Source organism: Stenotrophomonas sp. GD04024 (assembly GCF_029837545.1).
Taxonomy (GTDB): domain Bacteria; phylum Pseudomonadota; class Gammaproteobacteria; order Xanthomonadales; family Xanthomonadaceae; genus Stenotrophomonas; species Stenotrophomonas forensis.
Genome location: NZ_JAOEDV010000001.1, coordinates 81126 through 107377, shown reverse-complemented (window position 1 = coordinate 107377; position 26252 = coordinate 81126). Strand labels below are relative to the sequence as shown.

Genomic DNA, 26252 nt, shown 5'->3' with positions numbered 1-26252 from the left:
TTTACAGGCGATCGTCAACCACGTTGCGCGGCCAGGCCGACTTCACGTCGTAGACCAGTCCCCCGGGGGCCAGCAGGCCCCGGATCTGGGCTTCATCCATCGCCTTGAAACGGGCATGGGCCACCGCCAGCACCACCGCGTCATAGCTTCCCGCCAGCGGTTCGGCCAGCCAGTGCACACCCTCATCGGCCAGCACCGCCGGGCCGACCCACGGGTCACTGACTTCAACCCGCGCACCGGCGTCACGCAGGCGCTGCGCAAGCTCCAGCGCGCGGCTGTTGCGCAGGTCAGGGCAATCCTCCTTGAAGGTCACGCCCAGCACCAGGATCCGTGCCTGTGCCGGCACACGGCCACGCTCGGCCAGCATCGCCAGCACCCGCGCCGCCACGTGCTCGCCGACGCGGTTGTTGACCTGCCGCGCGGTATGGATCAGGTCCGGGTGGTAGCCCACGCTCTCGGATTTGTGCAGCAGGTAATACGGGTCCACGCCGATGCAATGGCCACCGACCAGGCCGGGGCGGAACGGCAGGAAGTTCCACTTGCTGCCCGCCGCATCGAGCACATCCTGGGTATCGATGCCGAGCCGATCGAAGATCAACGCGAGCTCGTTGACCAGTGCGATGTTGACGTCGCGCTGGATGTTCTCGACCACCTTGGCCGCTTCGGCCACGCGCATCGACGGTGCCGGAAACGTACCGGCCGCGATGATGCGCTGGTACAGGCCATCGATCACCGCAGCGGCTTCTGGCGTTGAACCGGAGGTGATCTTGCGGATGTCGGACAGGCGCCGCTGCCGATCACCGGGGCTGACCCGTTCCGGGCTGTAGCCGCAGAAGAAATCCTGGTTGAAGCGCAGGCCCGAGCCCTGCTCCAGCAGCGGCACGCAGACTTCCTCCGTGGTGCCCGGATACACCGTGGATTCGTAGATCACCAGATCGCCCTCGCGCAGATGGCTGGCGATCAGGCGGGTGGCCGAACGCAGCGGCTCCAGATCGGGCTGCTCGTAGGCATCAATCGGGGTCGGCACCGTAACGATATAGACATTGCAGGCATCAAGCAGGGCCGGATCGCTGCCGTACTGCAGTTGATGCGCGCTGGCCAGTTCGTCGGCCTGCACTTCCAGCGTGTGGTCCTGGCCGCTGCGCAGCTCGGCCAGACGGCCGGCATCGATATCGAAACCCAGCGTCGGCCAATGCCGGCCGAAGGCCACCGCCAGCGGCAGGCCGACGTACCCAAGGCCGATCACCGCGAAACGTGGCGCCACGGCTGCTGCAACCGGCACACTCATCGGCGCACTCCCTGCAGGGGGTGCAACCGCGCACGCGCTGCCATGGCTTCGGCCCACACACTCATTCGCTGTACCACTCCGGGAAACCCACACCAGAAAGGCTACAGCCTAAGGCCCCGACGCGTCGTCGCCAAGGCGGACTCAGGAACCCAGCGCGACCGCCGCCGGCTCGAGCTCGCCGTCTGCGCCGGTCCAGGCCTGCAGCAGGCGTTCGAAGCCGCCGCTGCCAAGCAGGAAGCCCGGCCATGCCGCCTCGACAATCTGTGTCAGCAGGTCCGCCTCGATCCTGCGGGTACCCATCGACCAGCGCGGAAACGCCCGCTGCAGCACCGGTGCGCGGCACAGCATCTTCACCTGTCCATGGCTGCGCGCATTGACGATGCGCTGGAACACCGAATCGATGCCATCTTCCGGGCCTTCCAGATACTGCAGGAAACGCGTCCCATCGAACATCAGGACACCGGTGACACCCGCTACGCGATTGAATGCCGTGGCATCGGCCAACAGGCGATCAAGATCGGTTGTCTGCAGATCGGCACGGGCCTCACTGGCATAGGCAATCGCGTGTAGCGACATCAGGTGGCTCCCCCCCTGGGAACGATGGCTGGGACTATGACATGAATAGGAACGACAGTTAAGCACGCCGCTCCCTCTGGAGGATCAGGCCACAGCGCTGTGGGTGGGCTACAATCGGCGCCGCGCTGCAGGCCCGGATGGCGAAACTGGTAGACGCATCGGACTTAAAATCCGCCGGGGGCAACCCCATGCCGGTTCGATTCCGGCTCCGGGCACCAACATCGCAGCGCAGGATGGCGTGCGCCCTTCGGGGCACTGCACAAGGAACCCGCACATGAAGCTGTCTACCCTGATGCTTGCCCTGCTCTGCACCGCCAGTCTTCCAGCGTTGGCTCAGTCGCACTCCGATACCCGTCGCAATCGCGATGGCAGCATGGACATCCGCCACAGCGATGGTTCGTCCACCCGCATCACACGTGATCTGTCCAAACGCGTGATCGCCGAGCACAGCAACGGCAGCCGCTCGGTCACCACGACCGATCTCAGCGGACGCAAGCGCACCACCTACAGCGACGGCAGCTACTCCGACACCACCACCGATCTGAGCGGCAGGATCATCACCCAGTACAGCAACGGTGCCCGCTCGACCAGCACACGCGACCTGAGCGGCAGGTGGCGCACCGAGTACAGCGATGGTTCGTACTCGACCAGCGTGCAGGACCTGAGCGGCAACTGGCGTACCACCGCCAGCGGCGGCATGGCGACCAGGCATCCGGAGCGCGGCTTCGGCAAGAAGCGCTGAGCGTTCAGATCGCACGCGAGTAGCGCGGCTGCTCATGCGCCGCGCGCAGGTACGGATCGAAGCACATCGCCAGCAGCCGCAGCAGCGGCCGTCCCGGCTCGCTGGCACGCACCACGCCCTCGCGGTATTCCGCCAGGCCGTCCTCCTGCAGCCGCTGCACCGACCGCAGGTCTTCGGCGAAGTACCGCTCGAAATCCACGCCGTGGCGCTGGCCCAGCACAGCGCCATCCACCTGGCCCTGGCACATCAGCTGCTGGATCAGTTCCGCGCGCAGCTGGTCGTCGGCGCTCAATGCCACGCCGCGCCAGACCGGCAGCTGGCCCTGGTCCACGGCGTCCTCCCACGAGGGCAGGTCGCGCGGATTCTGGCTGTAGGTGGCACCAATGTGGCTGATCGCACTCACGCCCAGGCCGAGCAGATCGGTATCGGCGTGGGTGGTGTACCCCATGAAATTTCGATGCAGCTGGCCGGCGCGCTGCGCGCGTGACAGATCCTCTTCCGGCAACGCGAAGTGATCCATGCCGATGTACTGGTAGCCGGCGGCGGAGAGCTTCTCCACTGCAAGGCCCAGCAGCGCCAGCTTGTCCTCCGGCGACGGCAAGCGGCGTTCGTCGATCTGCTTCTGTGCGCGGAACAGGTGCGGCAGGTGTGCGTAGCCATACACCGCCAGGCGATCCGGGCGCAGCGCCAGCACCCGCTCAAGGGTACGGCCGAACCCCTCCAGGCTCTGCCCGGGAAGGCCATAGATCAGGTCGACGTTGACCGAGCGCATGCCACTGTCGCGGCAGGCCTGCAGGATATCCAGCGTCTGCTGCACGCCCTGTATGCGGTTGATCGACTCCTGTACGTGCGGATCAAAGTCCTGCACACCCAGGCTGGCGCGGTTGAAACCCAGCCGCGCCAGCATGGCGACGTCGTGGGAATCGATGAAGCGCGGGTCCAGTTCGATCGAGAAATCACGCTGTGGCGAATCGCTGAAATCGAAGCGGCGGCGCAGGCCTTCCACCAGGGTGGTCATCGCCTCTGCATCGAGGAAGTTCGGCGTGCCACCGCCCAGATGCAGCTGGATGACCTCACGGCCGTCCTCGAACTGCGGCGCCAGCAGGTCGGCCTCGGCCAGCACGCGCGAGACGTAGCTGTGGCTACGGCCGCGATCGCGGGTGATCACCCGGTTGCAGCCGCAGTAGAAGCAGGGGCTGGAACAGAATGGCACGTGCACGTACAGCGACAGCGCGCGGGCCAGCTGGTTGCTGTCGGCGATCGCCTGGCGCAGTGCCGGCGCGTCGAAGCCGTCGTGGAAATGCGGCGCGGTCGGGTACGAGGTGTAGCGCGGCCCGGGCCGATCGTGGCGGCGCAACAGGTCGGGGTCGAAGGTCCAGGCCAGGCCGCCGGCAGCGGGAGAGAACGTGTCCATGGCGCCAGCATCGCGCCGGGCGGCCGTGACCGCCTTGACCCAGATCAATCCTTGGCAGGGCTGCCCAGCACCGGCAGGCCGACCTGCGGCCAGCGCAGCATCTGGTAGCGCTTCCAGAAGGTGTCACCGATGCGTGCGGCCACGTCGTTGGCCAGCGCCTGCATCGGCGGGTTGTTGCATTCGGCGGTGGTGATGCGGAACAGCACCAGCCAGCGGTCGAACAGGTCCTTGTCCAGCTCGATGGCCATGTGCTTGGACATCGGCGAGCCCTTGAAGCGGCGGGTAGCGCGCAGCATCGCCGACCAGAAGTCGACCAGCTGCGCCAGGTGCTCCGGCCAGTCGTGGACATGCGCTTCGAACACCGGCCCCAACCGCTCTTCTTCGCGCACGCGCGCATAGAAGTCGTGGACCAGGCGGGTCACGTCCTGCTCGGTACACAACTGGGGCGAGGCAACGGGGAGGACAGGCGGAGGCGTGGCGTTCATCGGGTACCCAAAGCGTGCCGGCAGTGTGCCGCAGCCGGCCGGCACCGCCGTTGATCCAGATCAATGTCGGCGCAGTTCGCTGCCCCTAGGCTGGCACGCTTGCAGGAAGCATGCCCTGCGGATGCTGCGCCGGACCAGGCGGAGTATACGCGCCGCCCACTTATCAATCCGGGACAGCATGAACAGACCCTCCCTCAGCCGCCGCCAGCAGCTGATCCAGCATTGGGGCGCCATCCTCTGGCCCAGCTTCATCGCCGCTGGCGTGGCCAGCATGGTGTTCTTCGCCTTCGTCGATCCGTTGCGCCTGCAGGCCATCAGCTTCCCGGGAACCACCATCAGCCGCGAGCTGGGCTATACCGCAGGCTTTTTCATGTTCTGGACGGTGACGGCGCTGTCCAGCGCGGTTACCTGGTACCTGCAACGGCCGATGCCGAGCGACGACGACGACGAGCTGCCACTGGGATGAGTACGCCCTGCCCCACGACGCCGCGCCCGCGGCACTGGCGCGGCATCCTCAGCGCAGGCCTGCTGGCACTGTTCTATGCGCTGCCCTGGTTGCGCTGGGACGGTCATCAGGCCGTGCTGCTGGACATCAATGCCCGGCGCTTCGACCTGTTCGGCTGGACGCTGTGGCCGGGTGATGTGGGAGTGCTGATTGGCCTGTTGGCAGTGCTGGCGGTGAGCCTTGCACTGCTCACTCATCTGGCCGGACGCATCTGGTGCGGCCATGCCTGCCCCCAGACGCTGTGGAGAGGTGCCTTCGACTGGATCGGCCACACCGTGTCCCGGGCACTGCCGCCGGCACTGGCGCGGCCGGCCACGCAGCTTGCATGGGGCCTGCTGTCGCTGTGGACCGGAATCACCTTTGTCGGCCTGTTCAGCCCGATCGCCGGGCTGGTGGCTGCCGCGCCGCACGCCGCCTGGAGTGGCTGGGAAACGTTCTGGGTACTGTTCTACGCCGCTGCCACCTGGGGCAATGCCGGTTTCCTGCGCGAGCAGGTCTGCCGTTCGCTGTGCCCGTTCGCACGCATGCAGCCACTGCTGACCGATCCGCATACACCGCGTGTCCTGTATGACGCGCGCCGCGGCGAGCCGCGCGGACCGCGCCCATCCGGCCTGGGCGGCGTGCTCGGTCGCGGCCGTGGCCTGCTCGACCCGACCACCGCGCAGGACTATGTGTTCCGCGCCGCGCATCCGCTGCTGGCAGGACCGATGCCAACCTTCAGCGCAGACCGCCTGGGGGACTGCACCGACTGCGCCGCGTGTGTCAGCGCCTGCCCGATGCAGCTGGACATCCGCCAGGGGCCGCAGGCCGATTGCCTGGCCTGCGGCGCCTGCCTGGAAGCCTGCGCACAGCACCAGCACCGGGCCGGTTTCGGCCGGGGGCTGCTGCGCTACTGCAGTCCGCAGGTCATGACCGGCCAGCCGCGGCGCTGGTGGCGACCGCGAACCCTGGCCCTGCTGTCTCTGCTGCTGGCGCTGCTTGCCTGCGGCGGCTGGCGCCTGCTCTGAATCAGCGCGGCCCGTCGGCGTGCGGCGGGACCAGCTGTGCACGGCGGACAATGCCCAGCTGCTCGATGATCAGCGCCATTTCGTTGGTGACTTCGGTGCGCTCGGTCCCCTGCGGGACCAGACGATCCAGCACCTGCTGGTAGGTATCCCAGAACGCCGGACCGCATCCGTGTTTGTGATAGCTGGCTTCCAGTTCGCGGCGTACCCGTTCAGCCAAGCCATGCATGCCGTATTCCATACGACCTCCGTTGGACTTGTTCTGCATTGTTGACGGTCTACCGACTCACTTGCGTGCTACTGAAAGACTCCCGGGCTTCACGTCCGGTTGATGCCAATTAGTCATAGATTTCACGACAGGTCAATTACATGCACCGACTTTCGTGATCGAAATTATTAATCGTTCACAAAACTACATACGCTGTCCCGGTGGCGCCGGATGGGTTGAACCCGACGTGCCCTCCGGCCGACAGACGCCGAACTTCTATTGATGACACTGATTGAGTTCTTTCGACCCATTGAATTTGCCCATTTTGCTAAGTCTACTTAGCAAATGGCGCTTAGCGTGCTAGATGCGACAAAAGACGGCGCAGATCAGATGGATTCGCTGCCTGGCGCGTCGGTTGCAGGGAACAGATGCGGGTAGCGCTGACGCAGGATGTACTGCCGCAGGGCAGGAATCGGAAGGTCCTTAGGCCATTGCGACACTGCGGATCGGCTTATGCCAAAGAAGCGGGCCAGTTCGGCATCGGTCCTCAGTCCCAGCCGGGTACGCACCTGCCGTTTGCTCCAGAATTCGGTCACGGTCGGTTCTTCTGTTAACCAGACTTATTCTCGCGGCAAGGATTCTTGGCATTCCACGCGTTAAGCTGGCTTGCATAGATGAATACTCTCGGCCAACGACTCGCCGCCGCCATGAAGAAAGCCGGGCACCCTCGCCCGGCCGACCTGGCCCGCGCCGCCAAATCCACAACGGCAACCATCAGCAACTGGCTCAATGACCATGTGAGCGCTTCCCATGTGAAGGCCGCACAGCTGTTCCGCATCGCCGATGCGGCCAAGCTGGACGCGCGCGAACTGCTGTACGGGGTGACCGGGCGCGGCGTAGGCGAACCCGGCAATGCCTACATCCCCAGCCAGGCCCATCTGGATGTCTGGCAGGACGCCTACGAGCTGGTCAGCCACCTGGTGGCCGAGAACGGGCTGGAAATCGACCACCGCCGCCATGCCGCGCTGGACCTGCTCGCGTTCGAGCTGCTGATGGATGGCTTCAGCCGCAGCAAGGTCGCCCGCGTACTGACGACCTCGATGACGTAAACGCACTGCCGCTGGTAGCATGGCCCGCGATGGGGATGGAGCTCCCCGATAACCGCCTGGAAGGGCTGATGGCTCCTGCCAAGACGAACCCGGTGTTCGTCGACGGCAGGCCGTGCCTGCCCTCGGCGTTCGCCATCGGACCTGCGAACCCGCACTCGAGGCACGCGATGCAAGCATTGAACAATTATTTCCTGGTCTTCATCGGAGGCGGCCTGGGTGCCTGCCTGCGCCACGCCTGCAACCTGATCGGCGCCCGCGTGGCCGTCGGCAGTCCCTGGCCCTGGTCGACCTTCCTGATCAACATCAGCGGCGCGCTGCTGATGGGCGTGGTGGTCGAGGCCTTCGCCCTGCGCAATGGCGCCTCGCCGCAGCTGCGGCTGCTGCTGGCCACCGGCATTCTCGGCGGCTACACCACGTTCTCGACCTATGCGCTGGAGATCGGCCTGCTGCTGCAGCGCGGCCAGCATGGGCTGGCAGCATTGTATGCCGGGGGTTCGGTGGCACTGGGCCTGGCCGGCCTGTTCGGCGGCATGAAGCTGGCCCGGCTGGTGCTGGGCTGACGATCAGGCCGCGCTGGCGCGCGCCTGCACACGCCATTCCCGTGGCGACTGCCCGGTGTGTGCCTTGAACGCGCGCGACAGGGCCGCCTCGCTGCCATAACCGACGTCATCGGCAATCCGCTTCAAGGGACGGCCCTGGCGCAGTGCCTGCTGGGCCAACCCCACCCGCCAGCCCTGCAGGTAGTGCCCCGGCGTAGTACCCATCGCCTCACGGAAACTGGCCGCGAATACGCTGCGCGACATGCCCGCCACATCGGCCAGGTCTTCCAGCGTCCACGCCTGTGCCGGCGCTGCGTGCATCGCCACCAGCGCCAACCGCAGACGTGGGTGGCCGAGCCCGGCGAACAGGCCACCGCGCATCTCGCCACCTTCCATCAGCTGGCGCAGTACCTGGATCATCACCACCTCGAACAGGCGGTTGACCATTGCCGCCCGCCCGCAGCGCTGCTCGAAGGCCTCTTCGAACAGCAGCTCCAGCGCGGCATGGCCGCCGTACAGGTCGGCCAGCGGCAGGCAGATGAAATCGGGCAGCGCAGCGCTGATTGGATTGAGCCGGCCGCCTTCGAAATGCAGGTTGGCGCAGGCCATGTCGGCGCCAAGCTGCGGGTCGGTAATGAACCGGTGGGGCATCGGCCGGGGGTACAGCAACAGGCTGGGAGCCTCGACCTGCACCGTCTGCTGGCCATGGCTGACCTGCAGCGGTCCCCGCCGCACCAGGTGCAGCTGGCCGGCCTCATCCTCGCCTTCCAGGGTATTGATGCCGCACAACGCGCCGGCATGGAACACCGAGGCGGTGACCGCGAAGCGTTCGAGCAGGATGGCGAGACGATCAACCATGACGGGACTCCAGATCAAGCGGCACTGCTTCAATACGACGGATCGTATCGGATTCACCACGTCATTGGGCGAACCGGCCGGCGGCCCTACCTGGAAGTGCCGCGAAGGCTGCATGGCCGTGACGACCGCGCGACCGACCGGCACTTCCCTGCGGCAATGCAGCGCGCGCAACACTCCCGGGGCATCTATGCTCGGCGCCATTCCCGGATGGAACGACCATGATGCGTTGCTTGCTTCGTTGCGCCATCGCTCTCGGCCTGCTGCTGCCGTCGACATCGTTGCTGGCCGCGCCAGCCACTGCACCACGCGCGCTCAGTGGCGAACTGCAGGGAGCGCCGTGGCGCCTGGACGTGCCGGCCAGCTGGAATGGCGACCTGGTGATGCTGGCGCATGGCTATGAGCCGGTGGGCGTGCCGCGCACCACACCGATGACCGCCAACGACAGCACCGCAACACTGCTGGCCGCCGGTTACGCCGTCGCGCAGAGCGCGTATTCCAGCCAAGGCTGGGCCGTGGCCGATGCGATCACCGACATGGAGCGCCTGCGCCAGCACGCGCTGGACGAACTCAAGCGCGTGCGCCACACCTGGCTGCTCGGGTTCTCGATGGGCGGCGCGGTGGCCATCGCCAGCCTCGAGCGATATCCGCAGCACTACGCCGGGGGCGCCTCGCTTTGCGGCGCCAACCTCAGTGGCGAGCAGATCGCCGCCGACCTGCTGACCACACTGGTCGCGTTCGATTACTTCTTCCCCGAAGCGGAAGGCCTGCCAGCTGCTGGGCTGGCCTCGGCGGAAGCGGCCGCGCTGCCACAGGCAGCCCTGTATCAAGGCATTGCCAGCGCGCTGCAGCGGGAACCGGAACATGCCGCCGTGCTGGCCAGGCAGTTGCAGGTCTCTACGGATGCGCTGGCCGGTACGATCAGCCTGCACGCACTGGTCCTGCACGAACTGGCCACGCGCAGTGGCGGCATGCCGGTGGGCAACACGGGGATGGTCTACCGTGGCTTCGGTGACGATACGGCGTTCAATGCCGGTGTGCAGCGTGTCGACGCCGTGCCTGCCGCGCAGGCCGATGTGCGCACGACGCTGGCACTGAGCGGCGCCTTGAAGCGCCCGCTGGTGATCCAGTTCAACCACAACGATCCCACCATCGTGCCGCGCATGCAGGCGGTGTATCCGCAGCTGGCCGCGCGCGCCGGCGCACGGCCCTTGCCACGGGTGTTGCCTGCGGCGGGCGAAGGGCATTGCGGCTTCTCTGAAGCCGACGTGGTCGAAGCGTTGAAGGCTGCACAGCGGTGAAACAACGCGTGTCGCGGAACGTCAAGACCGCGCTGGAAAGACTGCTCCTGCGGGAGCCGGCTCCGCCCGGTGCGGTGCCGAACGCTTACGATGCAGAGACCGGTGGAGTTCCTGCCGCCGCCCTTCCCTGCTGAAGCAACGCACCCGATGGCCTTCTTCAAACGACTGAGCGAAACCCGCTACCTGCCGACCGAACATACCGGCGGCGCCTGGAACATCCGCGAGCAGCACATCGCGCCGGCGATCGGCCTGCTCGCCCACCACCTGGAGCGTGATGCCGCGGCGCGGGGCCATGGCTTCCTGATCGCGCGCCTGTCCTACGACATCCTCGGCACCATTCCGATCGAAGCGATGGAGGCCGACGTACAGGTGCTGCGAAGCGGCCGCACCATCGAACTGGTCGAGGCCACGCTGCGGCATGACGATCGCCCGGCTCTGCGCGCGCGCGCCTGGTTGATGCGCCCGAATGACACCGAGGCCATCGCCGGCACGCCGATTCCAGGCATAACTCCACCGGAGTCGATGCCGGCATGGGACCCGGGCACGGTCTGGCCCGGTGGCTTCATCCAGAGCATCGAGATCCGTCGCCACGATCAGGGGCCCGGCCGCGCAACCTACTGGGCGCGCGCAACGCAGCCGCTGCTGGATAGCGAGACGGTCAGCCCATTGGCCCGCGCCGCGACGCTGTTCGACCTGTCCAACGGCATGGCGGTACGTGCCGATCCGAAGGAGGTGGCCTTCCCGAACCTGGATCTCACCGCTCACCTGTTCGGCGTGCCCGAAGGCGAGTGGCTGGGCTTCGACACGTCGGTGTCGTTCGGCCGCCAGGGCATCGGCCTGACCAGCACCGTGCTGCATGATGCACGCGGCCCGATCGGAACACTCGGCCAGGCGCTGACGGTGCGCCCGTAAATGCAATGGGCGGCGTCAGCCGCCCAGCGTACCCATGGTGAAGGTGTAACCCGAACTCATCAGGAACTCGCGCATGCGCATTTCCGCGCGGCGCGGCGAGGCCAGATTGGCCGGTGCGTACAGCGCGTAGACCACGCCCGCACCTTCGATGGCCTCGCGACGCACCCCGCAGTGCCGGGTCTCCGAAGCGATCACCCACCCATCCTTCAACCGGTCGGGCCCGATCGACTGGCCGTTCATCAGCCGGAACGTCAGCCAGCGTACTTCCGCAGCGGATTTGCTCATCGCCGGCATTCCGGCGGCGTATTGCGGTCCATCATGTCCTTGCTCGCCATTGCAGCTCCCTAAGACTTCGAACCTGACCATAGCGCCTCCCCATGTCGCGGTCGGATGAGACTGGCTGGTACAGCTCAGGTTGCCAGGCCGAACCGCTTCCACAGCGCCTCGCGCCCCGTCGGTGTCAGCCGAAGTTCGCGCCGACCTTCAACGCGCCGCAGCCAGTCATTCTTCACGAAGCTGTCCAGCATCGCCTCACCGACCAGCCCGGCCAGATGCGGGCGCCGCTCCGTGCAATCCAGGCAGCCCCGGCAATAGCGTGCGGGCTTGCCGGTCGCGGGGCGCTGCAACACCTCGGCCAGCGGCTGGCCGAGTTGCGCCAGGAATACGGCGCCCTCTGCACTCACCCCCCAATGGTCCTCGAACGCAAGCAGGTGCCCGGCCTGCAGCAGGCATTCGGTAATGGCCACGGCATGTACACCGGCCAGGTGCCGGTAGCACGAGCGTGCCTTGCGCAACGCCGGCATGCTGCGCGACGCAGCAGCGGTGCAGGATGGCGTGCGGTCGGCAACCCGCAGGATACCTTCCAGCATGTCCGCGACCTCGGTGGACGCCAGCCGATGGTAGCGATGGCGGCCCTGCGGGATGGCGACCAGCAGATCGCCTTCGATCAGGCGACGCAGATGCGTGCTCGCCGTCTGCGGCGTCACCCCGGCCACACGTGCCAGTTCCATCGCGGTGTAGGCGCGGCCATCCATCAGCTGCAGCAGCATCGCGGCGCGTGCCTGGTCACCGACCAGGGCGCCGACACTGACAAGGGAACCGGGGGTGTGGACCATGCCGGCATTGTGGCATGCAAGGCCCGGCCGACAGTTCGATGCAGGCCGAAGCATCATCCGCCTTCCCCGGCGCACAGTGGCCGTCCCGTTTCACGCGAGAACTGCTGTGACCCGCCCTTCGATCCGACGCCGACGCATCACACCTTCGGTCCTGTACCCGGGAACGCCAGTCGTGTTGATGACCACGCTCAATCCCGATGGCAGCAGCAACATCAGCCCGCTCTCTTCGTTCTGGGCGCTGGGCAACCGGGTGGTGCTGGGCCTGGGAACGCAGGGCCAGGGCTATCGCAACCTTCAGCTGCGCAACGAGTGCGTGTTGAACTTCCCGTGCCACACCCAGGCCGCGCAGGTGGAAGCCATCGCACGCGCGACCGGGCGCGACCCGGTGCCCGATGCCAAGCAGGCGATGGGCTATGTGCATATCCGCGACAAATTCGCGCTGGGCGGATTCAGCGCCGTGCCGTCCGCTCAGGTGGCACCTGCGACCATTGCCGAATGCCCGCTGCAGGTGGAAGTCACGATGATGGCAATGCAGCCCCCAAGCGATGACGATGGGCAGGGCTTCGTGATTGCCGAGGGGCGGATCCGCTGCGTGCATGCCCATGAGGACATCACCCAGGCCGGCACGCAGCATATTGACGTGGCACGCTGGAAACCGCTGATCTATCTGTTCCGCCACTACCTGGGCGTCGGCGAACCCGTCGCGCGCAACTTCCGGGCGCAGACGCCGGAGCGGGCTCCGGCGTAGCGGGCGGATCAGCGCGTGGTCGCGGGCGTGTTGCTGAACGTGTCGCGCACCGAGCGCTCCCGTTCGCGGCGGGTCGCAGCGCACTGCTCGCGTGCGTTCGACATCTGGGTGTCCGCGGCAACCCGCTCCGCACTCATCGACTGCTGCAGGCTGGCGATCTGTGCACGAATGCCTGAATCCTGGGTGGCACCAGCGAGGTTGGTGCCGGCCGTAGCCAGTTGCCGGTTCAGTTCAGCGATCTGGCGGCCCACCTGTTGGCTGCGTGACTCCAACGGGCCGTAGATGCGGGAGCGCTCGCCCTGCACGCAGTTGCGCTCGGCGATACCGGCGTCCGCCAGCGCGGTGTTCTGGTACACGGCGGCGCGGTTCGACGCCTCCCCCGCAGATTCGGTCGAGGGACGGGTGGACCGCAGCTTCATCGGCTCAGCACCGGCCGCGCACGGATTCTGGCTGTACACCGTTTCCCCGGATGCGCCCTTGCATTTGTAGACCTGGGCCGACGCCAGCGGCGCGCTACCCGCCATCAGGGCTACCGCAAGCAGAATTCCCTTCATCCCTCACCTCTCCCTGGTTCGCAATGGATCACCAACGCACGATACGGCGGATCGGGGATGCCTGCACGTGCCGCCGGGCTGTCCTGGCATTTCGCAGGCCCCCTCGGCCGTCAGGCCAGTGCAATCCAGTACGACACCATGTCCACGTAGCGGCCATCGCGCTTCACCGCGCGCGGCTCGGTGCCGGATTCGATGAATCCCAGCGACGCGTACAGTCCGCGCGCGGCAGCGTTGTCTGCCAGCACCGTGAGGGTGAGCGACTCGATGTCCTCCGCGCGTGCGGCGGCAAATGCCCCAAGGAACAGCTGCCGGGCGATTCCGTGCCCACGATGCCCTGCGCTCACGTGGACGCTGTGAATTTCCGCCGTGTGCCGCCGTGACAAACGTACGGGCCGCACATAGCGCAGGAAGCCAACCAGCTGTGCCTGGTCAAAGGCGCCGAAGTAACGGATATGGGCGTCATCGAGTTGAGTCCGCATCACCTGTGCGGTCTCACCGCTGGCCTCGGCCAGCGTGGAAAGGAACGCAGCGGGTGATTCACGCAGCGCCTGCAGCCGGGCCGCCCAGAGCGTGTCCGCGTCGTCGTGTTGCAGTGGCCGGATCAACATCCCAGGTTCCTGCAGGCGTTCATGCGCAGTGGTCAGCCTAGCAGTCCAGTCCCAGCGACGTACGTGAAGTTTGGCAGGGCCACGCCGCAGGTGCGCTACGCAGAAACAAAAAAGCCCTGACCGGAGTCAGGGCTTTTCAATTGGAGGCCTCAAGCGGAATCGAACCGCTGTAAACGGATTTGCAATCCGGTGCATAGCCACTCTGCCATGAGGCCAACGTACTGCGCGCCAGGAACGAAGCCCCTGACAAGACAAAACCCCAAGATGGGGCCTGTCGGAACATGGAGCGGGAAACGAGACTCGAACTCGCGACCTCAACCTTGGCAAGGTTGCGCTCTACCAACTGAGCTATTCCCGCGTAAGCCGACATGGTACCGGAAATCCGGGACACACACCAGCGATTTCACTTTTCTGACTGCGCGCAAAGCCTTGTGGCCCAACGTGCCCCGCCTTGCCGTGGCGGCAGAAAAACAAGGCCCCTACCGGGGCCCTGTAGAATCTGGAGCGGGAAACGAGTCATGCACTAGAGCGCTAAGTCTCTGTTTCCCAATCACTTTCTCCACTGTGGTGATCAGCGAAGAACTCAATTATAGCCTTGTTTTTCGCCCTCGGCAACAAAGTTCATCCAACCACTTCCACCAGCGTCCAAGGATGATCCATCCACCCGTCGTTACGCCTGATGCGTCCAGCTGCTGAGCGGGTTCGCTATCGAACTCCAACTTGCGACGATCATGACTTGCGCTCGCTCCGCAGGCAGCGCGGGGTGGTGTCGCGTGGACTACCTGGCACCTGGACGGCTGTAGGACACAACCGCCGGCATCGGAACACCGCAAGTACTCATCTTTACATCGCTGCGGCTAACTTCGCCGGAGCGCAACGCGGCGCCAGTGTAGTGGCAGCCAGCCTCAACGAAGGCGTGCAGCAATCCGGTTCATCTGCTCGATCTCCGCGCGCTGGCCATCGGAAATCGCTTGGCATAGGTTGACGAGTTCCGGATCTGAGAGCTGCGCCTCGCGGCACATGAGGATCGCTCCCGAATGGTGCGGGACCATAGACGCGATGAACTGTCGATCGCCGATTCCGGTTTGAGCACGGGTAGCGGCAAAAGAACCGAGTGTGAGAACGGCAAACAAGCCGTACAGCACGAGATTGAGCCGCCGGTTTGGAAACATGCCGGGCATTGTCGCTAGCATGAAGATGCCCATTGGCGCCCACATAGTGACCGCCATGTAGAGCATGTTGAGATTGTTTCTGAAGTCCCTGGCGCCGTCGATCATGCTGAACATTACGAAGTACATGACGACGAGGCCCAACACCATGTTCACCCAGAACTTGGCGTATGGTCGGCCGTGCTTACCCATCTGACCGGATGTGTGATGTTGATGTTCATGGGAATGTTCAGCCATCTCCGTCTCCTATGTGCTGGGGCAACCTGGCAGGGTCACTGGTACTGCGGCAGATACTTTGTCGATATATCAGCATGTGGAGCGATGCATCACTAACCGCTGATTTCCAGTCCCCAACTGGACGTAGGGGCGTCGAACGCTTCAACTCGCTGGTCTTGAACCGTCTGGATATCAGACCATACCAAATCGGTCTTGATGGGCTTTGCGCCACCTATGACGCTGGTACCGTGAGCGCCAATATCGAGCTTGCGTCCTCATCGCTCGATGGGCCGGCAACTGATCGATTCTTGCATATCAAGCAAGACAAGGCCACCTGCGGCGGACGCCAATGGCCTCCTCCGCCTTCGCTTAGGGCATCGCCTCAAGCGTCCGTCGCAGGCCATAACGACACAACAGCCCTTGGGCAAGAAAGGAGCCGGTGATGTAGCGCACCCGAAAGGAGACGAAGACATGCACAAGGACATTTCAACATCAAAGGTGTTCTATCGTCCCATCGAGGCGGCCATCCGATGGGCTGGGTTGCTGCGGTATCTCCCGATGATCCTGGCCACGATCGCGTCACCGCGTGTCCTGCCTCGGTCGCTGAACTGCCCTCGATGGAATGAGTGCCGGCTGCACTCGGAACGTATCTATGACGGCATCCTCAACGGAGAGCTGCCCTACGGCAAGAACGGGATCACGCTCAATGATCCGAACCTGCTCAATTCTCTGGATCTGACTGTTCGCCATGTCGATCTAAAACGCTGGATGCGCACCCACTATCCCGAGCACCGGCCAGGATTTCTGTTCAGCCGTGGCGAACGCATGGCGCATCCTTTCATCACCATGGAAACAGGACAGGCGATCCTCGTGGAGCGGCTGGCCCTTCAGGCCGCGCTTGAACAAGCCCGACGTGAGATGCGAGAACTGCAGGAGCAGCACGACACGCTACTCAAGCAATCCTCGGTGCTGTTGGCATCCAAGCAATGCGAGATCAGCGAACGGGCGGAAACGACCTATCTCAACATCATTGGAGGGATGTTGACGCTGATGCTGAGCCAGTCGCCTTCAGGCGTGCCCTATTCCAGCTTCAAAACGCAGGAGGCCCTTGTCTCTGCATTGGTCGCCCACTACGGCGGCACCATGGGCATCACTGAGCGCACCTTAAACGGAAAGTTCGCCAACGCTAAGAGGTACGTTCGTAGCGCAAGCGCATGAGGTTATCCAGCTTGTATGTGCAATCGCGGAGATTGCATTTGCAATGTCTTTCCGCAGCCAGGTCTATTGAATAGAGGTCACGCCAACAAACGCCACCGAGCGTTCAGGAGTGACCGCCATGTCGCAGACCCCTGTACTCCCGCCGAACGAGCGCCGCATCCTGCGGCTCGATGAAGTCGAAGCGAAGTCCGGCTTCAAACGCGCCCACATCTACAACCTGATGAAGAAGCGCCAGTTCCCTCAGGCGCTGCGCCTGGGCGTGCGCGCTGTCGGCTGGGATTCGATCGAAATCGACCAGTGGATCGCCGAGCGCCTCAACCACCGGACCTGACCCGCTCTCCCGCGGACTTCCCATTCCCAGCCGGAGAGCGCCATGCAGGTCGTGTCCATCATTTCAACGAAGGGCGGCGTCGGCAAGACCACGACGGCCGCCAACCTGGGCGGGCTCGCCGCGGACGCGGGCCTGCGCGTGCTGCTGCTCGATCTCGACGTGCAGCCCACCTTGTCCTCCTACTACGAACTGACCCAGCGCGCGCCGGGCGGCATCTATGAGCTGTTGGCCTTCAACGAGCGCGACCTTGGCCAGCTCGTGTCCCGCACGATCATCGCGGGCCTGGACCTGGTGCTGTCCGACGACCACCGGGGCGAGCTGAACACGTTGTTGCTGCATGCGCCGGATGGCCGCCTGCGGTTGCGGCATCTGCTGCCAGCACTTGCTCCCCTCTACGACCTGGTGCTGATCGACACCCAGGGCGCGCGTTCCGTGCTGCTGGAGATGGCGGTGCTCGCCTCCGATCTCGCGCTGTCGCCCGTCACGCCGGAGATCCTCGCGGCACGCGAGCTGCGGCGCGGCACCATGCAGTTGCTCGAAGACATTGCGCCGTACCGGCACCTGGGCATCGAACCGCCGCCGCTGCACTTGCTCATCAACCGCGTCCACCCGGTGTCCGCCAACGCACGGCTGATCCAGCAGGCCTTGCGCGACCTGTTCCAGGACAGCGCCGGCATCCGCGTGCTCGCCACCGACGTGCCGGCCATAGAAGCGTATCCACGTGCCGCAACGCGCGGCCTGCCGGTGCATCGGGTCGAGCACCGCCAGCCGCCCGGCAGAGTCGCCCCTGCCGCGCTCGACACGATGCGCGCGCTCGCCAGCGAGTTGTTCCCGCAATGGCAGGACCGACTGGCTCAAGTATCCGGCCGCCCGCAGCGACCTCTTGATCCTGGGAGGCCCCATGGCGAACGCACATGAGCTGGCCCGCGGCCACAAGCGGCTGCGCGCCCTGATCGAGTTCGCGGTCGGTGAGGGCTGGCACGTCAAGCGCACGCCGGGCGGGCACCTCAAGTTCACCAAGGCCGGCTGCGCGGCGATCTACACGAGTTCGACAGCGAGTGACCACCGGGCCGAATTGAACGCCCGTGCGCAGATCCGCCGCGCCGAGCGAGAGGCCCGCATGGCGCCGGCCGGCGGTCGTGGGGACTGCGAGGGGTGCGGCCATGGCTGACATGACCTCGCAGGACATGGCAGGCAAGCTGCTCGCGGCCGGCTTCGAGCGCAGCGGCCCAGCGGCTACGGCCTTGAGCGACCCGATCGCGGACACGCCCATGGTCGTGACGCTGGACCAGTTGCGGCCCTACGACCATGACCCGCGCATGAAGCGCAACCCGGCTTACGAGGAAATCAAGGCATCCATCCGCGAGCGCGGCCTGGACGCGGCGCCGGCCATCACGCGCAGGCCCGGCGAGGACCACTACATCATCCGCAACGGCGGCAACACGCGACTGGCGATCCTGCGCGAACTCTGGTCGGAGACCAAGGAAGAACGCTTCTTCCGCATATCGTGCCTGTTCCGACCATGGCCGGAGCGCGGTGAAATCGTCGCGCTGACCGGGCATCTTGCCGAGAACGAACTGCGCGGCGGCCTCACGTTCATCGAGCGCGCGCTCGGCGTCGAGAAAGCACGGGAGTTCTACGAGCAGGAGAGCGGCGCCGCCCTGAGCCAGTCGGAACTGGCCCGCCGCCTGGCGGCCGATGGCTTCCCCGTCCAGCGGTCGCACATCACCCGCATGGCCGACGCGGTGCGCTACCTGCTGCCCGCCATTCCCACTGTGCTCTATGGCGGCCTGGGGCGCCACCAGGTCGAGCGGCTGTCGGTCATGCGCACGGCCTGCAAACGCACCTGGGAGCACTACGCCAAGGACCGTTCGCTGCCGCTGGACTTCGACAGTTTCTTTCAGGAGGTGCTGGCGCAGTTCGACACGCAGGGCGACGAGTTCGCGCCGCAGCGCGTGCAAGACGAGCTGATCGGCCAGATGTCCGAGCTGCTGGGCATCGGCTACGACGTGCTGGCGCTGGACCTGACCGAATCGGAAAGCCGCCACCGGGCGCTGGTCAGTGACCCGACGCCACCTGCGGCGCAGCCGGCGTTGCCTTCGCCCACCGCCGGCACGCCGACTCCGCCGGGCGCAGCATCGTCCATCGCCACGCCTGCAGCGGCGGCCGGTCCTCCACCCGCCAGCCCTCCGGCGTCCGAGCCCACCTTGCGCCACGACGACACGGCGGTTGGCGAAGCGGCCACGGGAAGCCAGCCGGCCGCACCGGGCGATCTGCTTCGCGAGCACATCGTCTCGCCAGCACCGACGACAGAACGGCTCCAATCGATCCAGCGCATGGTCGCCGACCAGTTGGGCGATGCGCTGCCGCCCGACTTCTCGGCGAGCGTGCTGCAGTCCATCCCGGTGCAACTCGGCGGACTCTATCCGATCTCCGACGTCTGGTACATCGACGCCGGCCTGGACACGCCCGATCGGCTGCGCATCCACATCGCGCAGTTCGCGCGCGAGATCGCCGGGGAGGCAGGCCTGGACGAGTGCATCGAGGATCGCGCCGATGGCATCGGGTTTGCGTGCCGCGCCCGCGGCCAAGCCCCGTCGCCGCTCGGCCGCGCGGTGCTGACGCTGCTCACTTCCCTGACGGGTCAGCCCGTCGCCGAAGCGGGCCTGGACGGCGCGCAGCTCGCCGCCGACCTGCCGACCCTGTTGCACGGCCAGAGCCAAGGCCATGGCAGCGGCGCAAGGCGCTTGAGCGACACGGCGTTGGTCAAGCTCTTTCGGCTGCTGCGCCTCGCCCGGCGTCTGCTGGACCTGGAAGCCGGCACCACGGCGCCCGGGACGTGAGCGAGGGAGGCCGCATGTCCACATCGCATCCGCTCAACCAGGCCGTGATTGCCCAGGCGCTGTATGACCTTCGCAACGGCCAACTGCGCCGCTGCAAGGCCATGGGCTTCGGCGAGGCCGAGCTGGATGCGCTCAAGCACCCCGCGCTGATCAGCGTGCTGGCCAACGCCAGCGTCTCGTGGTGCTCGGTCACGGTCAACCGCGAAGTGCTGCAGCGCCTGCTCAACCAGGCACAGGACGTGGAGAAGGAAATCGCCACGGTCGATCGCATGCTGCGGCTGGGGGCCAGCACGGAGATGGTCAGCCGCTTCTATGGCCTGACCCATCAGGAAGTCGCCCTGCGGCGGGAGATCCTCGGCCTGCCCAAGCGCAAGGGGCGCCACCCCGTCCTGGACGAGACCCAGGACACCGAACTGTGGCGGCAATGGAAAGCCGTGACCAGCAGCAGGAACGTCGATCTGGAGGACGAGACCTCGATTCTCGATGCGGCCATGGACCTGGCCGAGGGCATGTCGCTGCCGCTCTCGGTGGTCTGGGCCGCGATCAGGAACTGGGTCGATCAGGGATTGGGCTAGGCCATGGCCGTGGACGACACCGCCCCACGAGCCCAGCGCCCTGGCCCCATCGCACTCGCCGACCTGTTCGACGCTGCGCTGAAGGACCTCGCGCCCAAGTCCAGCTCTGGCGCTCCCGCGTCCCTGCCTGCTCCAACGCCCACGCCTCCTACGTCCGGCGACGCCTTCCTGTTCAGTGGCAATCGGCACGGGAGCGTGCCGCGGCGGCTGTTCCTCGACCGCCGCCTGACACCGCTGGAGCGCAACGCCTGGCAGGTGTTCCGATTGATGCTCAACGACGATGGCGTCACGGCATTTCCCACCTATGAGCAGTTGCGCCCCTGGCTGGCGTCGATGCCCTGCGCAGGCCAGGCCTCCCATGAGACCGTGGCGCGGGCGCTGACGCTGCTGCGCCTGACGCGCTGGCTGAGCCTCGTGCGACGACGGCGCGACCCCAAGACCGGTCGCATCCTCGGCAACCTCTACGTCCTGCACGACGAACCGCTGACGCCGTTCGAGGCGATGCAACTCGACGCCGACTACCTGGCCCTGGTCAGCCAGTCGCTGGGGCATTCGGCCAAGGCCGTCCAGGTGGTGGGACTCAACACCCTCCAGGAGATCGCGGACGACCCGATGCTGTCCGGACGCACCTTGCCGTCGCGGCTGCAAGTGCTCGCCGAGCGCCTGGCCGACCAGGGCATCACCGCCTCCGAAAGTTATCCACAGGAGGATGCGGTCCACGATTCCGAAGAAGGGCCCGCGAGCCTTCTTCGGAATGGCGATCGCCCATCTTCGGAATCCGAAGCAGGGCCGAAACCCGCGCCAGACGGCGCTCTTCGGAATTCGAAGCAGGACCGTACAGTACGTAGTAGTCATATTGATGAAGTACGTACTACCGCGCAGGCGCGTGCGCTGGGCGACCTGCAATGGCCCAAGCGCTTCGCGGAACTGAAGGCGGAACAGCAGGCCGGAGCCAAGATGGCGTTGCAGCAGGTGGACGCTGCCCTGCGGCAGGCCGTGCTGGACGAATGGGCCGCACGGTGCGGCAAGCATGGCATCCGCAACCCCGCCGGTTATCTGTTCGGCATCATCCAGCGCGCCATGCGCGGCGAGTTCAATGCCTGGGCCAAGCAGACCGGCCCGGCACCGCCAACACCATCGGCGGCGCGAGCGCCACCAACCGAGCCGCCGCGCAACGTCGTGCCGCCCGAGGTGGCCCGGCAGCACATCGAGCGCCTGCGCGATCTGCTGCGCAAATCCTGAGCACAGGGCTTGTCAAAGCCGTGAAGTAGATCTCCATGGCGGTCGGCAGAAACGGTCCCCTGGGGACGGCTGTGCGGTGAAGCGCCGGGCGACGGCGCGACATGCTGCGCAAAACCTGAGTAGAGCGCATGCAAGACCATGAAGCAGACCTCCATGGCGCTCAACGGAACGGTCCCCTGGGGACGGCTGCGCGGCGAAGGATCGTGTCGAACGGCAGCGCGACGTGCGGTGCAGCACGCATACCGTCAACAACCGAGGACGGGAACGCCGATGTGAGTGCCCATCTGCGGAGCGGTCCCCCGGTTCTGTGCGCGCTGCGCCGCCAGCGCGCACAGAACCGGGGGTCGGCTCATTTCGGTTTGTTGACTGACTGCCTTCCGCTGCATGCGGATGCTGGCGGCTCCCTGTCCACCAGCGAGCGATCACCATGGCAACCAGCAACGAACCATTGCAACTCAACCTCGGCTCCCTGCGCAGCGCGATGTCGCTGACGCTGCACACCCACCACGCCTCGCGCATCTGGCATGGCCGCGCCGCCGCCGAGGGGCGACCGGGCATCGTCGGCCTGAACGGCTACATCGCCGTCATGAACAAGATGAAGCGCGGCTCGGAGCAGGACGACCCATACAGCGACTGGTGGATGCTTCGCATCGAAGACAAGCTCGACCAGACCAGGACCACGCTGCAGACGCTGCGCGACCAGGTGGACCAGGCCCTGGCCGGCGTGCCCGCCGCGTTGACCCTGGGCGAGAACCTCAACGTGCAGCCCGTCAAGCTTCCGCTGTTCGTCAATGCGCAGTTGGGCTTTGCCGCCGTCTATCTCCTGGCCGACTACGACGACATCGCGCGCAAGCTGATCCTCGCCCACCACACCGCGCTGATCGATCGCTCGACGTTGGAGCGCTGGCTCAACGAAGGTGCCCACGCGCTGCGCAGCCTGTTCAGCCTGGCCCAGCAATACCGCTACTCGGGCTGCACCCGCGACGACTTCGCGGCCAAGAACGCCGCAGCTCGGGCAGCATTGGAGAAGTTCGGCGAACTGCCGCAGGACGTGCTCGAAGGCATGCGCCGCTCGAAGTTTGCGCCGCCCGTCGTGCGCCGTGGTCTGCAACAGCGTGGTGATAGCGCTGCCGCAGCCGCATCTCCCACCGACGAAGGCGCTGCCGCCGATTCGGCCGAGGCCAAGTCCACAGCCGCCGGCGAGGACGAACCGGCATGAGCGACCCGAACCGCGAACCGCGCTACTTCCGTCGTCTGGAACAGCCAGCCTTCATGCGGCTGGAACACGCGGCCTCTCTAAAAGGCCTTTTAAAGCCTTTTAAAGGTAAAGGGGACTTCGAGGCCTGGGCCAGCCAGTGCTTCGCCATGCGCGACGAGTTGATTGCCCTGGCGCAGCGACAGGTGCTGCCACAGGCGTGCGGGCATCCCTTCCACCTGCTTCCCGTCGAGCTGGCCCAGCAGACCACTGGCGCAGGCACGACCTTTCTTCGCTGGCGCAAGCACGATCGATCGGCCATGGGCGTGGCGTTGTGGCAGGAGCTGATGGCGAGCCCCAGCACGCCGGTCAACCTGCTGCACGACCTGCACGAGATCGAACTGCAGCGCGTCATGCTGAACATGCAGATCAGCCTGCTGCACACCCTGGGCAGGCAAGCACAGGAATGCGCCAGCAAGGCCGCGCAGGCGGACAACACCTACCTGCGCCGGCTCGCGTCCGTTCCTGCCGCAGTGCGCGATCGGTGATTGCGCCTGCCATCCGAGCACGCGCCCGAGCCCAACGAGGCACGGGTATTTCAACCACCACGGAGATTCCAACATGAGCACACAATTCATCGGCGAGGGCAACATCGGATCGCCTCCCGAGTACCGCGAATTCCCCAATGGCAACGACGATCCTCGCCGGTTGCTCCGGCTGAACGTGTACTTCGACAACCCCGTCCCCACCAAGGGCGGCGAGTTCGAGGACCGCGGCGGCTTCTGGGCGCCGGTGGAACTCTGGCACCACGACGCCGACCGCTGGCAGCAGCTCTACCAGAAGGGCATGCGGGTGCTGGTCGTCGGCCGCATGGAGCGCGACCCCTGGACGGACAACGAAGATCAGCCGCGTGAGACTTGGCAGGTCAACGCGCGCAGTGTCGGCATCCTGCCGTACCGCATCGAGTCTGTGGCCCTCAGCCCGAAGCCACAGGAGGCAGAGCCGAAGCCCCAGGCCACCCAGGAATCGACGGCGCCGAAAGAGACCAAGCGCAGGAAGTGATCGGGCATGGAGGGCGGCTGCCGCAGTGCTTCGCCGCCCTCCATGCGCTGCGAATTATCCCCAGGGGATAGCTCCACCAACGTCCACCGAGTTCCACGCGCGCTCCCGGAAATCGCGGCTCTCGGCCCGCACACTTCCGGCCACGCACCTTCCCCGCACTCGCCATTTCATCGGCGTGAAAGCGGTCGCTGCCGCATGCGGCTTGTTTGCTGCTGCCAGGGGCTGCGCTCGGCATCCTCGATCCCAGCAACTCCATGAACAACAGGAATCGGGATGGACGGATATGCGGCTGTTCTTGTGCGAGAAACCCTCCCAGGGCAAAGACATTGGCCGGATTCTCGGCGCCACGCAGCGCGGTGAAGGCTGCCTCAACGGTTCCGGCGTCACGGTCACCTGGTGCATCGGCCATCTCGTGGAGGCGGCGCCGCCCGAGGCCTACGACGAGCAGCTCAAACGATGGTCCGTTGAGCAGTTGCCCATCATTCCCCAGCACTGGCGGGTCGAGGTCAAACCGAAGACCGCCACGCAATTCAAGGTCGTCAAGGCGCTCTTGGCGAAGGCGACTCACCTGGTTATCGCCACCGATGCCGACCGCGAGGGCGAATTGATCGCCCGCGAGATCGTGGAGCTTTGCGGCTACCGCGGCCCCATCGAACGCCTGTGGCTGTCGGCGCTCAACGATGCGTCCATTCGGGCGGCACTGGGCCAGCTGCGGCCTTCGGCCGAGACGCTTTCGATGTACCACTCGGCGCTGGCGCGCTCCCGTGCGGATTGGCTCGTGGGCATGAACCTGAGCCGGCTGTTCACGGTGCTGGGGCGACAGGCGGGTTACGACGGCGTGCTGTCGGTCGGCCGCGTACAGACCCCGACGCTCAAGCTCGTTGTGGACCGCGACCGCGAGATCGCGCGCTTCGTGTCCGTACCATACTGGGCCATCGCCGTGTCCCTGTTCGCAGGCGGTTCGACTTTCGCCGCGCAATGGGTTCCACCCGATGCGTGCACCGACGACGCAGGCCGCTGCCTGCGGCAGCCGGTCGCACAGCAGACCATGCAGCAGATCCGCGCTGCGGGCAGTGCCCACGTCGTGTCGGTGGAGACTGAGCGTGTCCGCGAAGGCCCGCCGCTGCCGTTCGACCTGGGCACCTTGCAGGAAGTGTGTTCCAAGCAGCTTGGGCTGGACGTGCAGGAAACCTTGGAGATTGCCCAAGCCCTGTACGAGACGCACAAGGCCACGACGTACCCCCGCTCGGACTCCGGCTACCTGCCCGAGAGCATGTTTGCCGAAGTGCCCACCGTTCTCGACAGCCTGCTCAAGACCGATCCCTCGCTGCGCTCGATCATGGGCCAGCTCGACCGCTCGCAGCGCTCGCGCGCCTGGAACGATGGCAAGGTCACGGCGCACCACGGCATCATCCCGACGCTCGAACCGGCGAAGCTCTCCGCCATGAGCGAGAAGGAACTGGCCGTGTACAGGCTCATCCGGTCGCATTACCTGGCGCAGTTCCTCCCTCACCACGAGTTCGACCGCACTGTGGCCAAGTTTTCGTGCGGGGGGCAGAACCTGGCGGCCACGGGCAAGCAGGTTGTCATCCCGGGTTGGCGCCAGGTGCTCGCCGAGCCGCAGGCCGAAGACGGTGATGGCGAGGGCGATACTGCGGTCCGCGCCCAGGTGCTGCCCGCGCTGCCGAAACTGTATGAGGGCCTGGCATGCCAGGTGGCCGACGTCGATCTCAAGGCACTCAAGACGCTGCCGCCCAAACCGTACACGCAAGGCGAGTTGGTCAAGTCCATGAAAGGCGTCGCCAAGCTGGTGTCCGATCCCCGCCTGAAGCAGAAGCTCAAGGATACGGTTGGCATCGGCACCGAAGCGACGCGGGCCAACATCATCGGCGGCCTGATCGCTCGCGGCTACCTCGTGAAGAAGGGGCGCGCCATCCGCGCCTCGGATGCGGCTTTCACTTTGATCGATGCCGTGCCTGCGGCGATTGCCGACCCTGGCACCACCGCCGTCTGGGAACAGGCGCTCGACATGATCGAGGCCGGACAGCTCACCCTGGACGTGTTCATCGGCAAGCAGGCCGCGTGGATTTCGCAGTTGATTGCGCAGTACGGCAGCGCCTCCCTGTCCATCAAGGTTCCCCAAGGGCCGGCATGCCCGCAGTGCGGCGCACCCACGCGCCAGCGCAGCGGCAAGAGCGGCCCGTTCTGGTCGTGCAGCCGCTACCCGGACTGCAAAGGCACGCTGCCAGTCGAATCCGGCAGCTCCAAGCGCGGCGCCTCGCGCCCGCGCCGTAGCGGCCGCAAAGGCTCCTGACCGCCCCCGTTCCCCGTGAGCCGTGCCCGCCTTCGGCGGCGTGGCCCCTGTCCCGCACTCCGCCGCATGCCCTGCGGGACGCCCAGCGCGCAACGCCTTCTTGATCCGTGTGCGCGTCCCGCCC

At 65.9% G+C, this 26252-nt stretch carries 31 protein-coding genes, 3 tRNA genes and 1 riboswitch; of the genes, 20 read left to right on the top strand and 14 right to left on the bottom strand.

Annotated features, from left to right (window positions below):
• Position 1 precedes the first annotated feature (1 nt).
• Together N7590_RS00620 and N7590_RS00615 are read right to left on the bottom strand one after the other, a co-directional pair.
• Positions 2–1288, bottom strand: a complete 1287-nt coding sequence (locus N7590_RS00620) for a nucleotide sugar dehydrogenase (protein WP_164240763.1) — start codon at positions 1286–1288, stop codon at positions 2–4.
• A 141-nt stretch (positions 1289–1429) separates the two neighbouring features.
• Positions 1430–1864 (bottom strand): BLUF domain-containing protein, encoded by a 435-nt coding sequence (locus N7590_RS00615; protein WP_053449328.1) that lies wholly within the window; start codon positions 1862–1864, stop codon positions 1430–1432.
• A 131-nt stretch (positions 1865–1995) separates the two neighbouring features.
• Here N7590_RS00615 and N7590_RS00610 point away from each other — a divergent pair.
• Positions 1996–2082: transfer RNA gene (locus tag N7590_RS00610), tRNA-Leu, on the top strand.
• Positions 2083–2138: 56 nt separating this feature from the next.
• On the top strand, positions 2139–2606 hold the full coding sequence (locus N7590_RS00605) for a hypothetical protein (protein WP_164240762.1): 468 nt from the start codon (positions 2139–2141) through the stop codon (positions 2604–2606).
• A 4-nt stretch (positions 2607–2610) separates the two neighbouring features.
• Here N7590_RS00605 and hemN read toward each other — a convergent pair whose 3' ends face one another.
• Together hemN and N7590_RS00595 are read right to left on the bottom strand one after the other, a co-directional pair.
• Positions 2611–4020 (bottom strand): oxygen-independent coproporphyrinogen III oxidase, encoded by a 1410-nt coding sequence (gene hemN / locus N7590_RS00600; RefSeq protein ID WP_053511161.1) that lies wholly within the window; start codon positions 4018–4020, stop codon positions 2611–2613.
• A 44-nt stretch (positions 4021–4064) separates the two neighbouring features.
• Complete coding sequence (locus tag N7590_RS00595; RefSeq protein ID WP_053511164.1) at positions 4065–4505, bottom strand: group III truncated hemoglobin; 441 nt, start codon at positions 4503–4505, stop codon at positions 4065–4067.
• A 178-nt stretch (positions 4506–4683) separates the two neighbouring features.
• Between N7590_RS00595 and N7590_RS00590 the strand changes: the two genes are divergently transcribed.
• Both N7590_RS00590 and N7590_RS00585 read left to right on the top strand, forming a co-directional pair.
• Complete coding sequence (locus N7590_RS00590; RefSeq protein WP_053449326.1) at positions 4684–4971, top strand: hypothetical protein; 288 nt, start codon at positions 4684–4686, stop codon at positions 4969–4971.
• A complete protein-coding gene (locus tag N7590_RS00585) occupies positions 4968–6017 on the top strand; it encodes a 4Fe-4S dicluster domain-containing protein (RefSeq protein WP_053511149.1) in 1050 nt (349 codons plus the stop codon). The genes N7590_RS00590 and N7590_RS00585 overlap by 4 nt, the downstream gene beginning before the upstream one ends.
• A gap of 1 nt (position 6018) precedes the next feature.
• Here the strand turns inward: N7590_RS00585 and N7590_RS00580 are convergent, their stop codons facing one another.
• Positions 6019–6255 carry a hypothetical protein gene (locus tag N7590_RS00580; RefSeq protein ID WP_008267971.1) on the bottom strand — a complete coding sequence of 79 codons (237 nt, stop codon included), beginning with the start codon at positions 6253–6255 and terminating at the stop codon, positions 6019–6021.
• Positions 6256–6608: 353 nt separating this feature from the next.
• Positions 6609–6818, bottom strand: a complete 210-nt coding sequence (locus N7590_RS00575) for a hypothetical protein (RefSeq protein ID WP_080376007.1) — start codon at positions 6816–6818, stop codon at positions 6609–6611.
• Positions 6819–6929: 111 nt separating this feature from the next.
• On the opposite strand from N7590_RS00575, the gene N7590_RS00570 reads away from it, so the two are divergent.
• A complete protein-coding gene (locus tag N7590_RS00570; protein ID WP_040008084.1) occupies positions 6930–7331 on the top strand; it encodes an XRE family transcriptional regulator in 402 nt (133 codons plus the stop codon).
• 22 nt (positions 7332–7353) lie between these two features.
• Positions 7354–7416: riboswitch (Fluoride riboswitch) on the top strand.
• 82 nt (positions 7417–7498) lie between these two features.
• The gene (crcB, locus tag N7590_RS00565; protein ID WP_006430497.1) at positions 7499–7891 is read left to right on the top strand and encodes a fluoride efflux transporter CrcB; all 393 of its coding nucleotides are present in this window, start codon (positions 7499–7501) and stop codon (positions 7889–7891) included.
• A gap of 3 nt (positions 7892–7894) precedes the next feature.
• Here the strand turns inward: crcB and N7590_RS00560 are convergent, their stop codons facing one another.
• A complete protein-coding gene (locus tag N7590_RS00560; RefSeq protein ID WP_053449324.1) occupies positions 7895–8728 on the bottom strand; it encodes an AraC family transcriptional regulator in 834 nt (277 codons plus the stop codon).
• Positions 8729–8949: 221 nt separating this feature from the next.
• Between N7590_RS00560 and N7590_RS00555 the strand changes: the two genes are divergently transcribed.
• Positions 8950–10026 carry a hypothetical protein gene (locus N7590_RS00555; RefSeq protein WP_164240770.1) on the top strand — a complete coding sequence of 359 codons (1077 nt, stop codon included), beginning with the start codon at positions 8950–8952 and terminating at the stop codon, positions 10024–10026.
• A gap of 147 nt (positions 10027–10173) precedes the next feature.
• Positions 10174–10938: a thioesterase family protein gene (locus N7590_RS00550; protein WP_164240761.1), complete on the top strand. Its 765-nt coding sequence runs from the start codon at positions 10174–10176 to the stop codon at positions 10936–10938.
• 15 nt (positions 10939–10953) lie between these two features.
• On the opposite strand, the gene N7590_RS00545 is transcribed toward N7590_RS00550, so the two are convergent.
• On the bottom strand, positions 10954–11223 hold the full coding sequence (locus tag N7590_RS00545; protein ID WP_008267735.1) for a hypothetical protein: 270 nt from the start codon (positions 11221–11223) through the stop codon (positions 10954–10956).
• A 125-nt stretch (positions 11224–11348) separates the two neighbouring features.
• Positions 11349–12053 (bottom strand): winged helix-turn-helix domain-containing protein, encoded by a 705-nt coding sequence (locus N7590_RS00540; RefSeq protein ID WP_164240760.1) that lies wholly within the window; start codon positions 12051–12053, stop codon positions 11349–11351.
• Between the two features lie 178 nt (positions 12054–12231).
• Between N7590_RS00540 and N7590_RS00535 the strand changes: the two genes are divergently transcribed.
• Positions 12232–12801: a flavin reductase gene (locus tag N7590_RS00535; RefSeq protein ID WP_230078961.1), complete on the top strand. Its 570-nt coding sequence runs from the start codon at positions 12232–12234 to the stop codon at positions 12799–12801.
• Positions 12802–12809: 8 nt separating this feature from the next.
• Here N7590_RS00535 and N7590_RS00530 read toward each other — a convergent pair whose 3' ends face one another.
• The 5 genes from N7590_RS00530 to N7590_RS00510 form a co-directional block, all read right to left on the bottom strand.
• Positions 12810–13355: a DUF4124 domain-containing protein gene (locus N7590_RS00530; protein WP_053449320.1), complete on the bottom strand. Its 546-nt coding sequence runs from the start codon at positions 13353–13355 to the stop codon at positions 12810–12812.
• 110 nt (positions 13356–13465) lie between these two features.
• Positions 13466–13963, bottom strand: a complete 498-nt coding sequence (locus N7590_RS00525) for a GNAT family N-acetyltransferase (protein WP_053511159.1) — start codon at positions 13961–13963, stop codon at positions 13466–13468.
• 141 nt (positions 13964–14104) lie between these two features.
• Positions 14105–14178, bottom strand: a tRNA-Cys gene (locus N7590_RS00520).
• Between the two features lie 67 nt (positions 14179–14245).
• Positions 14246–14321: transfer RNA gene (locus N7590_RS00515), tRNA-Gly, on the bottom strand.
• A 547-nt stretch (positions 14322–14868) separates the two neighbouring features.
• Complete coding sequence (locus N7590_RS00510) at positions 14869–15369, bottom strand: DUF305 domain-containing protein (RefSeq protein ID WP_003098996.1); 501 nt, start codon at positions 15367–15369, stop codon at positions 14869–14871.
• A 450-nt stretch (positions 15370–15819) separates the two neighbouring features.
• Here N7590_RS00510 and N7590_RS00505 point away from each other — a divergent pair, with 450 nt between their 5' ends.
• From N7590_RS00505 to N7590_RS00455, 11 genes are all read left to right on the top strand, one after another.
• Complete coding sequence (locus tag N7590_RS00505) at positions 15820–16566, top strand: hypothetical protein (protein WP_003098991.1); 747 nt, start codon at positions 15820–15822, stop codon at positions 16564–16566.
• Positions 16567–16684: 118 nt separating this feature from the next.
• A complete protein-coding gene (locus N7590_RS00500; RefSeq protein WP_003090093.1) occupies positions 16685–16897 on the top strand; it encodes an AlpA family transcriptional regulator in 213 nt (70 codons plus the stop codon).
• Positions 16898–16939: 42 nt separating this feature from the next.
• Complete coding sequence (locus N7590_RS00495) at positions 16940–17815, top strand: ParA family protein (protein ID WP_003098988.1); 876 nt, start codon at positions 16940–16942, stop codon at positions 17813–17815.
• Positions 17799–18068: a hypothetical protein gene (locus tag N7590_RS00490; protein ID WP_003050422.1), complete on the top strand. Its 270-nt coding sequence runs from the start codon at positions 17799–17801 to the stop codon at positions 18066–18068. Before N7590_RS00495 ends, N7590_RS00490 begins: the two co-directional genes overlap by 17 nt.
• Positions 18061–19740, top strand: a complete 1680-nt coding sequence (locus tag N7590_RS00485) for a ParB family protein (RefSeq protein WP_003098985.1) — start codon at positions 18061–18063, stop codon at positions 19738–19740. Before N7590_RS00490 ends, N7590_RS00485 begins: the two co-directional genes overlap by 8 nt.
• A 14-nt stretch (positions 19741–19754) precedes the next feature.
• On the top strand, positions 19755–20315 hold the full coding sequence (locus N7590_RS00480; protein ID WP_003090097.1) for a DUF2857 domain-containing protein: 561 nt from the start codon (positions 19755–19757) through the stop codon (positions 20313–20315).
• Between the two features lie 3 nt (positions 20316–20318).
• Positions 20319–21557, top strand: a complete 1239-nt coding sequence (locus tag N7590_RS00475; RefSeq protein WP_005408896.1) for an STY4528 family pathogenicity island replication protein — start codon at positions 20319–20321, stop codon at positions 21555–21557.
• A gap of 427 nt (positions 21558–21984) precedes the next feature.
• Complete coding sequence (locus tag N7590_RS00470; RefSeq protein ID WP_003098981.1) at positions 21985–22776, top strand: PFL_4669 family integrating conjugative element protein; 792 nt, start codon at positions 21985–21987, stop codon at positions 22774–22776.
• Positions 22773–23300: a DUF3158 family protein gene (locus tag N7590_RS00465; protein WP_003098978.1), complete on the top strand. Its 528-nt coding sequence runs from the start codon at positions 22773–22775 to the stop codon at positions 23298–23300. Before N7590_RS00470 ends, N7590_RS00465 begins: the two co-directional genes overlap by 4 nt.
• Before the next feature lie 73 nt (positions 23301–23373).
• Positions 23374–23814, top strand: a complete 441-nt coding sequence (locus N7590_RS00460; protein WP_003098976.1) for a single-stranded DNA-binding protein — start codon at positions 23374–23376, stop codon at positions 23812–23814.
• 283 nt (positions 23815–24097) lie between these two features.
• Positions 24098–26128: a DNA topoisomerase III gene (locus N7590_RS00455; protein ID WP_003098974.1), complete on the top strand. Its 2031-nt coding sequence runs from the start codon at positions 24098–24100 to the stop codon at positions 26126–26128.
• Positions 26129–26252 lie beyond the last annotated feature (124 nt).

Bases quoted from the DNA above. Each gene is read 5' to 3' on its own strand.
- N7590_RS00620 (WP_164240763.1), bottom strand. From the start codon at position 1,288: ATGAGTGTGCCGGTTGCAGCAGCCGTGGCGCCACGTTTCGCGGTGATC.
- N7590_RS00615 (WP_053449328.1), bottom strand. From the start codon at position 1,864: ATGTCGCTACACGCGATTGCCTATGCCAGTGAGGCCCGTGCCGATCTG.
- N7590_RS00605 (WP_164240762.1), top strand. From the start codon at position 2,139: ATGAAGCTGTCTACCCTGATGCTTGCCCTGCTCTGCACCGCCAGTCTT.
- hemN (WP_053511161.1), bottom strand. From the start codon at position 4,020: ATGGACACGTTCTCTCCCGCTGCCGGCGGCCTGGCCTGGACCTTCGAC.
- N7590_RS00595 (WP_053511164.1), bottom strand. From the start codon at position 4,505: ATGAACGCCACGCCTCCGCCTGTCCTCCCCGTTGCCTCGCCCCAGTTG.
- N7590_RS00590 (WP_053449326.1), top strand. From the start codon at position 4,684: ATGAACAGACCCTCCCTCAGCCGCCGCCAGCAGCTGATCCAGCATTGG.
- N7590_RS00585 (WP_053511149.1), top strand. From the start codon at position 4,968: ATGAGTACGCCCTGCCCCACGACGCCGCGCCCGCGGCACTGGCGCGGC.
- N7590_RS00580 (WP_008267971.1), bottom strand. From the start codon at position 6,255: ATGGAATACGGCATGCATGGCTTGGCTGAACGGGTACGCCGCGAACTG.
- N7590_RS00570 (WP_040008084.1), top strand. From the start codon at position 6,930: ATGAAGAAAGCCGGGCACCCTCGCCCGGCCGACCTGGCCCGCGCCGCC.
- crcB (WP_006430497.1), top strand. From the start codon at position 7,499: ATGCAAGCATTGAACAATTATTTCCTGGTCTTCATCGGAGGCGGCCTG.
- N7590_RS00560 (WP_053449324.1), bottom strand. From the start codon at position 8,728: ATGGTTGATCGTCTCGCCATCCTGCTCGAACGCTTCGCGGTCACCGCC.
- N7590_RS00555 (WP_164240770.1), top strand. From the start codon at position 8,950: ATGCGTTGCTTGCTTCGTTGCGCCATCGCTCTCGGCCTGCTGCTGCCG.
- N7590_RS00550 (WP_164240761.1), top strand. From the start codon at position 10,174: ATGGCCTTCTTCAAACGACTGAGCGAAACCCGCTACCTGCCGACCGAA.
- N7590_RS00545 (WP_008267735.1), bottom strand. From the start codon at position 11,223: ATGAGCAAATCCGCTGCGGAAGTACGCTGGCTGACGTTCCGGCTGATG.
- N7590_RS00540 (WP_164240760.1), bottom strand. From the start codon at position 12,053: ATGGTCCACACCCCCGGTTCCCTTGTCAGTGTCGGCGCCCTGGTCGGT.
- N7590_RS00535 (WP_230078961.1), top strand. From the start codon at position 12,232: ATGACCACGCTCAATCCCGATGGCAGCAGCAACATCAGCCCGCTCTCT.
- N7590_RS00530 (WP_053449320.1), bottom strand. From the start codon at position 13,355: ATGAAGGGAATTCTGCTTGCGGTAGCCCTGATGGCGGGTAGCGCGCCG.
- N7590_RS00525 (WP_053511159.1), bottom strand. From the start codon at position 13,963: ATGTTGATCCGGCCACTGCAACACGACGACGCGGACACGCTCTGGGCG.
- N7590_RS00510 (WP_003098996.1), bottom strand. From the start codon at position 15,369: ATGGCTGAACATTCCCATGAACATCAACATCACACATCCGGTCAGATG.
- N7590_RS00505 (WP_003098991.1), top strand. From the start codon at position 15,820: ATGCACAAGGACATTTCAACATCAAAGGTGTTCTATCGTCCCATCGAG.
- N7590_RS00500 (WP_003090093.1), top strand. From the start codon at position 16,685: ATGTCGCAGACCCCTGTACTCCCGCCGAACGAGCGCCGCATCCTGCGG.
- N7590_RS00495 (WP_003098988.1), top strand. From the start codon at position 16,940: ATGCAGGTCGTGTCCATCATTTCAACGAAGGGCGGCGTCGGCAAGACC.
- N7590_RS00490 (WP_003050422.1), top strand. From the start codon at position 17,799: ATGGCGAACGCACATGAGCTGGCCCGCGGCCACAAGCGGCTGCGCGCC.
- N7590_RS00485 (WP_003098985.1), top strand. From the start codon at position 18,061: ATGGCTGACATGACCTCGCAGGACATGGCAGGCAAGCTGCTCGCGGCC.
- N7590_RS00480 (WP_003090097.1), top strand. From the start codon at position 19,755: ATGTCCACATCGCATCCGCTCAACCAGGCCGTGATTGCCCAGGCGCTG.
- N7590_RS00475 (WP_005408896.1), top strand. From the start codon at position 20,319: ATGGCCGTGGACGACACCGCCCCACGAGCCCAGCGCCCTGGCCCCATC.
- N7590_RS00470 (WP_003098981.1), top strand. From the start codon at position 21,985: ATGGCAACCAGCAACGAACCATTGCAACTCAACCTCGGCTCCCTGCGC.
- N7590_RS00465 (WP_003098978.1), top strand. From the start codon at position 22,773: ATGAGCGACCCGAACCGCGAACCGCGCTACTTCCGTCGTCTGGAACAG.
- N7590_RS00460 (WP_003098976.1), top strand. From the start codon at position 23,374: ATGAGCACACAATTCATCGGCGAGGGCAACATCGGATCGCCTCCCGAG.
- N7590_RS00455 (WP_003098974.1), top strand. From the start codon at position 24,098: ATGCGGCTGTTCTTGTGCGAGAAACCCTCCCAGGGCAAAGACATTGGC.